This is a genomic window from Roseomonas acroporae (genome assembly GCF_023223525.1).
Lineage (GTDB): Bacteria > Pseudomonadota > Alphaproteobacteria > Acetobacterales > Acetobacteraceae > Roseomonas_E > Roseomonas_E acroporae.
The window spans coordinates 1-8,034 of record NZ_JALPRX010000177.1; the positions used below are offsets into that span (position 1 = coordinate 1).

Here is an 8,034-nt window from a genome sequence, read left to right on the forward strand (position 1 = left end):
TCAGGATCCACCGGAACAGCCGATCGCGATCACCGGAATACGCACCCGAAGGGCTTGAGGCAGAGCACGCACCTGTCCTTCTGCGCGAGCCGCAACGCGCGAATGTCAGCAGCAGTGAAGGTCCCTGCGGCCTGTTTCCTCCGGGCACGGCGCTTCGCCACACGAGCGATCGTCTGCTCCGGCTTCGCGGCGTGATGGGCGGCATTCATGGCCGAGTGCAGGCCGGGTCGCTCGCGCCAGTAACGGAGGCTGTTGGCCCGCCTGTTGGCAATCCGCTGCTCGGCGGTCAGAAACGGCATACGTCCGATGCGGACCGGCTCGCGCCCCTCGGCGACCGCCTTCTCTGCGCGCCTTTGGCGATGCGCCGCCGCGTCGGCCGCGCGCACCTTTTCGCGGTTGACGTTGACCCACTCCGCGCGCCGCTGTGCCGCGCAGGAGAGACAACGGCCGTGGTTGACCCCACGCGGCGAAGCGTGACCGTGCCCGCAGGGCTTCTCGGGCATGTAATGCGCCTCGCCCGCCGCAATTGCAGCGGCCTTGGCCTGCCGATCGTGACGGGAGAGGGCTGCCATCAGACGACCCGCGCCTCCGTATTGAGCAGCGCGTCGGTCTTTCGGATCGGGATGCCCTCGAAGGAGGTGATGGTGCGGCCCATCACCGTCTCCACGCTGGTGAAGGCGGTGCGCTCCTTGCGGAACGCGATCTGGAGCCACGTCGCGACCGTGCGGTTGCAGTAGATCGCCGCCCGCCCCATCGTCACCGGCGCCGCGCGCCCGCCGTCGCCGGCCGTGCCCTGCACGTTGCCCGCGCCGCTCGGCATGACCGGCGGCAGGTTCACGGCCTGGATCATCAGGTCGATCAGGTTCGGGCCCGTGCCGGCCTTGAGCGCCGCGATGCTGATGTTCGCGATGCGCACCACGTAGCGCCAGTCGCGCAGGGAGATGCCGCAGTCCCACATGTAGTGCGACTGGTACGCCTGGTACGGGTTGCCGGCCGCATCGAGCACCGGCGCGTTGGTCGTCACGTCCTCGTGCTGGAGCCCGGCCTGCGAGCCCTTCGGGTAGATGCCCGTGATGCTGTTCTGGCCCCACACCACCAGCCAGATGGAGGTGTTGTCGGAGCCGGTGCCGCCGGCGTCGAGCACGTTGGCCGCGTTCGGCGCGGTGCCGGTGTTGACCGTCGAGTAGCGCGGCGCCAGCCCGGTGAACATCGCCGGGTTCGCCTGGTTGTTCCCGTAGAACAGCGCCGACGCCATCTGGATCGACATGCCCTGGATGACGATGCTCTCCTCGCCGAGCCGGAAGCCGGCGGGGTTGGAGGCGAGATCGACCAGCTTCTTGTCGGTCTTGGTGTAGGCCTCCAGCATCGCCGTGGTGTCGGTGACGCTCGCGGTCTGGCCCTTCACGTAGGGCACGCCGTAGTTCAGGAGGCGCCACGAGGCCTGCGGGATGCCGACCACCTGCGTGGTCTTGTGGCCGGTGGGCAGGTTGCCTTCCATCCACAGCATGTCCTCCAGAACCTCGTTGTTCTGGCTGACCATGTTGATGAGCGGGGCGAGCGTGCCATCCGGGCCGAGGCGGGTGGCATAGTCGGCGAGGGTGAGGACGTTGTTCGTCAGGATCGCCATAGGGCAGGGTCCATCTCAGGGATGCGACGCCTCACGGCGTTGCGTGCTGCCTTGCCCAAGGGCGGCGTGCGGGCCTGCGCTCCTACCGGCGCATGGACGGGTACAGGGCGTCGAAGAACGCGCCCTCCGAGGTTGGCGACTTGCTCGGCTGGAGCGCGCCGGTGTCGTCGCCCATCGCCTTGCCGGCGGCGACGAAGGCGCGAACCACGGCGGGGTGATTGCCGGCGCCGGTCAGCGCCAGCGCCTTCGCCAGTTCGGCCCCGCCGTGCGCGGCGATGAAGCGGTTCGCCGCGGCGGACGCCTCGGGCGCCAGCGTGCCTGGCGTGGCGCCGGCCAGATCCTTGTCGGCGGCGATGGTCGCCTGCCACTCGCGCTGGAGGCCGTTCCATGCCTCCACCTGCGCGGCGCGGATGCCGGAAACCAGCTCGACGGCCTTGGGCGTCAGCGCCTCGAACTGCTTCTGCGTCAGCCCGGCCTCGCGCGCCTGCGCGGTCCAGGTCTCGAACATCGGCTGGTCGAGCGTCACGCCCTCGGGCGGCGTGTAGGCGTAGTCGCCTTCGGGCGCGCCGACGCGCTCGACTTCGGGCTCGGCGGCCGCCGGCGCGGGCGCCTGCCCCTCGGCCGGGGCGGCCGGCGCGACGTCGCCCAGCAGGCTCGTCACGCCATCCGGCGAGGCGGCGGGCGTCGAGGCGGGATCGGGTGTGGTGGTCGCTTCCGACATGCTGTCAGGCTAGGAGCGCGGCGCAATGGCACTCCAACCCGCCGTCAAGCGCTTTCTTCGCCCGCGGCGATGAGCCGCCACAGGCGCGGCCAGCCGGCCGGGTCGAGCGCCATGGCCCGCGCATGGATGACGCCGCCCAGCGCCCGCGCGCCCTCGCGGTAGGCCGTGCTCAGCGGATCGCCCGGCGTGTGGCTCGGGCCGAGGTAGCCGCTCTGCCGCAGCAGCGCCGCCAGCACGAGGCGCCCGTGGTGCGACGCCAGCACCGCGCGCCACGCATCCTCGGCCGCCACCCGCTCGGCCAGCGCGTCGCGCTCGCGCCGCTCCTCGCCGCCGGGGTCGAGGTAGTCGTCGAGGTCAGCCATTGCCGAGGATCTGGGAGAGCGCGTTCTGACCGGCCCCTGTCTGCGTCTCGCTCAGCAGCCGCGCGCCCTCCGCGCCCTGCTTGACCGAGGCCGCCATGGCCTGCGCCTGCTCCATCGCCTGCGCCTTGGCCGCCGCTTCGGCGCGCGCCTTGCGGATCGCCGCCACCTCGTCGTCACCCCGCAGCATGCGCGGCGAGGCGCCCAGCAGGTTGTGGTAGACGCCCACCGTCTCGTCGGTGTTGAGGTTGTCCAGCACCTCGGGCACGGCCTGCGCCAGATTGCCGACGAACCCGACCACCCGCTCGATGGCCGTGGTGCCGATGGCCTTCTGCGCCTGCGCCAGCAGGGAGATGTAGTCCGGCTCGACGTGCCGGCCGCGCAGCAGATCGGGGATCGGCGGCAGCAGCCCGCCGCGCGCCATGATGCCGAACACGATGTCGATGACCGGGTTCAGCGCCTCGTCGTGGAACCGCTCGAGCACCGGCCCGAGCATCAGCATCTTCTCCTCCGACCGCGCCGCTACCTCGGCCGCCGTCATCTCGCGCCGGTCGGAGGCGGCGAACATGGTGATGAGGTCGCCCTTGAACGTCTGCCGGATCGCCTCCCGCGCCTCCGCGATCTCGAGGTCAAGCGACTGCGTGTGCGGCGGCATGGCGTAGAGCGGCGAGAGCTTCGCCGTCGCGGCGTCCGACACGAAGTTCACCGCGTTGGGCAGGACGCTGATCTGGCTCTGCGCGAGGCTGGCCGGCGCCACGAGCGGCGGCTCGGCCATCTTGTCCACCACGCGGGCCCGCTTGCGCTTGAGGAACTGCAACGCCTTCACGTCGGGCAGCGCGTCCTCGCCCGGCCCGTGGCCGTAGGGGTCGGAGCCCACCACGTCCCAGCGCGGCGCGATCACGGGGAAGTCGTGGAAGCCGCGGATGCTCAGCGCGCGCTCGCCCTGCCGCCCCACCTCCCACCAGACGGACAGCCACGGCAGCCGGCGCCAGTCGCCCCGCGCCCGGTCACGCCGCTCGTTGGGCTCGATGGCGTGGCAGACCACGATCTCCTGATCCAGCCGCCCGGCCTCGTGCGCCTGCCGCGCGCCGATGCTCAGGTTCTCGAGCCCGAACTGCGCCGCCGCCTGCCCGATGGTGATGACGTACTCGCGGTACAGCGTGTCCGCCCGGAGCCGCTGGTCGAGGCCGATCATGTACTCGCCGGCGGTCAGTGGGTAGCAGCGGATGACCGTGTCGTAGTCCTGCACGATCAGCACCGCGCCCGTGCCGAAGCCGGCGAGTTCCGTGTAGAGGGTCGCCATCGCGTTGTAGAAATTGCTCGCGGCGAACACCTTGTTCATCCGGTCGCGCACCTCGTCCAGCCAGGCGCGCACCTCGGACACGTCGGCGAGGTCCTGATCCGGCACCGTGAGGCGGAACCACGGCCGGGCCGGCGAGGTCATGCCGGCCATCAGGAACGCGGAGAGGTCGGCGGCCGCCTTGGTGGCCGTGCGGTCGAGGATGCGCGTCTGCTCGGTCCGGCCGCGCCGCGTGTCGCCGGGCTGGGGCTGCGTGTCGAGCCGCCCGCGCGCCGGCAGGATGAAGTCGCGCAGCTCGCGCCACGTCGCCATGTAGGGGTCGCGCGCAGCCCGCAGGCTGGCGAGCCGCCGGTTGAGGCGGGACAGCATCTCGCCCACCTCGCGACCCTCGTGCTGGGCCGGGCGGCTCGGCTGGCGCGGCGGCGCGGCGTCGAGGGGCATGGGCTACTGCCCCAGCAGGCTCTTGGGCGCGTTGGTCGCCGTGGTGCTCAGCCCGCTCGCGCCGGTGAGCAGCGTGGACGTGGTACCGGCGGCGGCGAGCCCGCGGTTACGGGCCGCACCGCGCGCGCCCTGCACGTCAGCGGACGCCTTGGTCGGCGGATCGGGGATGGCGGCCGGGACCACGGCCGGCGTCGGCTCGGGGACGGCGGGGGTTTTGGCGCCCATGCACATGCCGGGATGGTGTGGGCGCGGGCGATTGGCACTCCACGGGGGAGTGCGGCGGCGTCAGTACGGGTCGGGCGCGGAGATGGCGACGTTGCGACGGCCGCGGATCCGGTCCGCAGCGTCGGGCGGCACCCCGAACATCGGCACGCCGGAGACGATCAGGTAGCGGGTGGCATCCATCAGGTGGTCCCGCTCCTTCACCACGTGCCCACGCTCATCGCGCCGGTACAGGCGGAACTCGCCCAGCCACGATTGCAGGGTGCGGAACACGCGCAGCCGGCCGGTCTGGAGCCGAACCAGCACCTCGAACAGCCCGCTCTCCACCCCGTTGGCGGCCGGCGCGAGGTTCAGCCCGAGGTCGCGGTATGCCTGAAGAAGCTGCTCGCCATCCTTCTGCCCGCGCCCGCGCGATGCCGGATCGATGGCGCCCGTCATCCAGGCGCCCCGCCCCCGGATCGCCTGCGCGTGGGTCGCCGGCTCGGCCTGGCCGACGTAGTGCTCAGCGTAGAGGTGCACCACGTCCGTCTCCCGGTCGTGCGCGCCCCACACGGCGGCAGTGCGGTTCCAGCCCACGTCGAGGGCGTAGCCGCGCGGCCAGTAGGGTGGCAGCTCGAACGGCTCCTCGATCACCGTCTCCTCGGCCACCGGGTAGATGGCGCCGCTGCCGAGCTGCGGGATGCCCTTGGATCGCGCGTCGCGCTGGTACGGGGGGATGGAGGCCAGCAGTTCGGATTTCTGGTTCTCAGTAAGATGAGGAACATCGCTCCAAGTAGCTGTGACCACATACCGGCTCATCGGCTTGCCATCCACAGCAAGAGGGGGCGAGCGTGCTTTGAGCGGTTCACCTTACCCGATGTCACACAGAGGTTTTCGTAGACATGTTCACCGCCGGCCTTCAGGGGCACGATGTGGTCTATTTCGGGCTTGTCGATCAGTTCTCCCGTGTAGGCATCAAGGTAGCGGTCACCGAACCTTGCCTCCTCCAGAACTCGCTCAATCAGGGCTCGACTTTCGGCACTGCTGATCCGAGCGCCGGCACGGCGCTTCTGCTCTGATACCACCCGTTGCCGGCGAAGCAGGTCGATGTTGGCCGTTCGGTATTCACGGACCTGGGCTGCCACGGCTTCTCGGTTCGCGTCTTTGTAGCGCCGAGCGGTCGCACGCCGTGCCTCCCCGTGGCGGGCGTAGTCATCTTTCCTGCGCGATCGAGAGCAAGGGATGCACCGGCTCTCCAGCCGGACGCTCCGCTTCCCTTGGTTCGTGGTGTAGGGGTATGTATAAAAGGCCGCCCTGGGCTTTTCCTCGCCACACATGATGCAGACCTTCGCGGTGACGACGTGGCGGGTCATGGCGCCTTCCCATCCTCCAAGAACGACAGCACCACCTCGCTCATTCCCTCGAGAGGCGTGAACGTCAGCAGCACCAGCCCGTCCGTGGTCATCGTCCGCACCAGGCACTCGGCGTACACGTCCATCGGCGGCTCCTCATCCAGCCAGATCAGATCCTGCTCCGTGCCCTCGAATGAGCCGCGCCCCTGCTGGTAGCTCTTGATGCCCAGCGTGGAGAGGCCGCCCGAGACGTGCCGGACGCGCACCGTGTCCGCGAGGTCCGACAGCCCGGCCTTCCACGCCGGCTTCTCCACCAGATCATCGCCGGGGATCAGGCCGGTGCCGGCGAACGCCTTGGTCGAGCCCGAGCCCGTCACCGGCCCGCAGAGCTTCGTCTGCACGATGTCACGCGTGGTTTCGTTCGTTTTGCCTGCGACCCACGCGCGGATCGGCCGGTCGAACCGCCGGCCCTGCCACCAGTGCGGATAGCGCCCGGTCAGGTGTAGCGTCGTCTCGTACCCACCGATGCCCTCGGTCTTGCCGATGCGGTTCGCGGCGAGCATCAGGCGCTCGCGGTGCTGCGCGCCGGCGGCAAAGAACTCCATGTGCTTCGGGTACAGCTCACGCCTCAGGGGGCCGCTGTCCGGATAATAGGTCCAGAGCTTGCGCCTCTCCTTCCGGCGCTTCATCTCCGCTGCCGCCGAGGTGAATGCCGAGATCGCGGAGTAGGCGCTGGGCGGAAGCGAGCTGGGCGAGGAGCTGGTCATCGGTCAGGTCCCGCACGGCGACCTCGCCGGAGTGGGTCAGGTCAAGCTTGTCGCCGTAGGTCTTGGGCAGCCGCTTGCTGAGGATCCACTTGCGTGTGTCCACGCGCAGCTTTGACCGCTGGATCACATCGTAGTTGGTGAGGGTCCGGCCGTCCTCATCCGTGGATGTGTCGTTGCGGCCATCGTCGGCGATAGCGATTGTCTCGTCGGCCATCTGCTCCAGACCCAGGTCGCGCGCGCGCGCGTACCGGCCGCCAAATCCGTCACAGTCACTTATCACCCATCCCTCAACCGTGGACCGAGGCGGCATGCCCTCGGCCTCGCAAATCGAGCGCAGGCTGCGCCCCGCCGCTAGTTCGGCGCAGATGCGGTCTGCTACCTCCCGCCGATAGGTGCTCGGCCTCCCGCGACGCGGCGATGGCTCGGACCAATCCCGCAGCGGGCAATCGCTCCGCACGCCGCCGCAGCCGTTGAGGCACGCCGGGCAGTCGCTCATCGCCTACCGATCCTGTCCGTTGGTGTATTCCCGCCGCACCCGGCGAGCGAGGTCGGCCCAGTCCTCGTGCAACGTTGGGGCATCCGAGACGCCCTGCTCGCCCAGGCGTTGGCAGCGGTCGCAGACACGGTGCGCGCGCGGATCACGGGACCAGAACATGTGCGGCTCGCCCTGCCCGAGGCAGCGCACCTTGTGCAGCGTATGGGTGACGCGGCCGGTCGGCTGGGCGTCGGGGTCGTCGTCCAGCACGCGGTCGCCCGGCTTGGGTCCTTGGCACATGGCGAACCCTCTCCCCGCAGTCCAGTCGGTACGCCGGGCGCCGAGGCGGCTGAGGCGGTGCCGGACTGCCCAGAACGACGCGCCCAGCAGGCGTGCAATCTCTCCGCACAGCAGGCGCTCGGGCCCGGTGCGGGCGTAGAGGGCGAGCAAGGCGGCGTCGCGCTCGGGGGTCCAGCGGCGGGCTGGCATCACCCCACCCTCCCCACATCCCCCGTGCGCGGCCTGCGCTGCCCGCCCAGGCCTGTCTGCCCACCGTCTGGTGGTGCGGCAGCGGCCTGGGGGTCTGGCGGGCTGCTGTGTGGCTCCTGCGTGGCTTCGCCGAGCAAGAGCACTCCGCGGAAGGAGTAGGTCCACATCGCGGGCCACTCGTTGGGCCCTGGGACAAGGCCGCTCACGCTCCCGGCTCCTGGCAGGTGGCGTTGTGGCGGCGGATCCAGGCGCGGAAAGAGCGGATCTCCACGCGCCATTCGCCGCGGGCGCCATGCGTGTCA

11 protein-coding genes are annotated in these 8,034 nt (G+C 70.4%); all 11 read right to left on the bottom strand.

All coding sequences use genetic code 11. From position 1 onward, the window contains the following. Positions 1-29 precede the first annotated feature (29 nt). The gene (locus tag M0638_RS27365; RefSeq protein ID WP_248670125.1) at positions 30-572 is read right to left on the bottom strand and encodes a hypothetical protein; all 543 of its coding nucleotides are present in this window, start codon (positions 570-572) and stop codon (positions 30-32) included. Continuing rightward, positions 572-1,627 carry a major capsid protein gene (locus tag M0638_RS27370; protein ID WP_248670126.1) on the bottom strand — a complete coding sequence of 352 codons (1,056 nt, stop codon included), beginning with the start codon at positions 1,625-1,627 and terminating at the stop codon, positions 572-574. Before M0638_RS27370 ends, M0638_RS27365 begins: the two co-directional genes overlap by 1 nt. 82 nt (positions 1,628-1,709) lie before the next feature. After that, positions 1,710-2,348 (bottom strand): hypothetical protein, encoded by a 639-nt coding sequence (locus tag M0638_RS27375; RefSeq protein WP_248670127.1) that lies wholly within the window; start codon positions 2,346-2,348, stop codon positions 1,710-1,712. 44 nt (positions 2,349-2,392) lie between these two features. Next, positions 2,393-2,710 carry a Bbp19 family protein gene (locus M0638_RS27380; RefSeq protein ID WP_248670128.1) on the bottom strand — a complete coding sequence of 106 codons (318 nt, stop codon included), beginning with the start codon at positions 2,708-2,710 and terminating at the stop codon, positions 2,393-2,395. Further along, positions 2,703-4,448, bottom strand: a complete 1,746-nt coding sequence (locus M0638_RS27385) for a portal protein (protein WP_248670129.1) — start codon at positions 4,446-4,448, stop codon at positions 2,703-2,705. The genes M0638_RS27380 and M0638_RS27385 overlap by 8 nt, the downstream gene beginning before the upstream one ends. Before the next feature lie 3 nt (positions 4,449-4,451). After that, positions 4,452-4,673: a hypothetical protein gene (locus tag M0638_RS27390; RefSeq protein ID WP_248670130.1), complete on the bottom strand. Its 222-nt coding sequence runs from the start codon at positions 4,671-4,673 to the stop codon at positions 4,452-4,454. 60 nt (positions 4,674-4,733) lie between these two features. After that, the gene (locus M0638_RS27395) at positions 4,734-5,468 is read right to left on the bottom strand and encodes a phage terminase large subunit family protein (RefSeq protein ID WP_248670131.1); all 735 of its coding nucleotides are present in this window, start codon (positions 5,466-5,468) and stop codon (positions 4,734-4,736) included. Beyond that, a complete protein-coding gene (locus M0638_RS27400; RefSeq protein ID WP_248670132.1) occupies positions 5,465-6,022 on the bottom strand; it encodes an HNH endonuclease signature motif containing protein in 558 nt (185 codons plus the stop codon). The genes M0638_RS27395 and M0638_RS27400 overlap by 4 nt, the downstream gene beginning before the upstream one ends. After that, positions 6,019-6,606, bottom strand: coding sequence for a terminase large subunit domain-containing protein (locus M0638_RS27405; RefSeq protein WP_248670133.1), 588 nt, complete (start codon positions 6,604-6,606; stop codon positions 6,019-6,021). The genes M0638_RS27400 and M0638_RS27405 overlap by 4 nt, the downstream gene beginning before the upstream one ends. Positions 6,607-6,622: 16 nt before the next feature. Next, positions 6,623-7,264: a terminase small subunit-like protein gene (locus M0638_RS27410; RefSeq protein ID WP_248670134.1), complete on the bottom strand. Its 642-nt coding sequence runs from the start codon at positions 7,262-7,264 to the stop codon at positions 6,623-6,625. Between the two features lie 3 nt (positions 7,265-7,267). Then, entirely contained in the window at positions 7,268-7,735 is a 468-nt protein-coding gene (locus tag M0638_RS27415) for a hypothetical protein (protein ID WP_248670135.1), read from the bottom strand. Positions 7,736-8,034 lie beyond the last annotated feature (299 nt).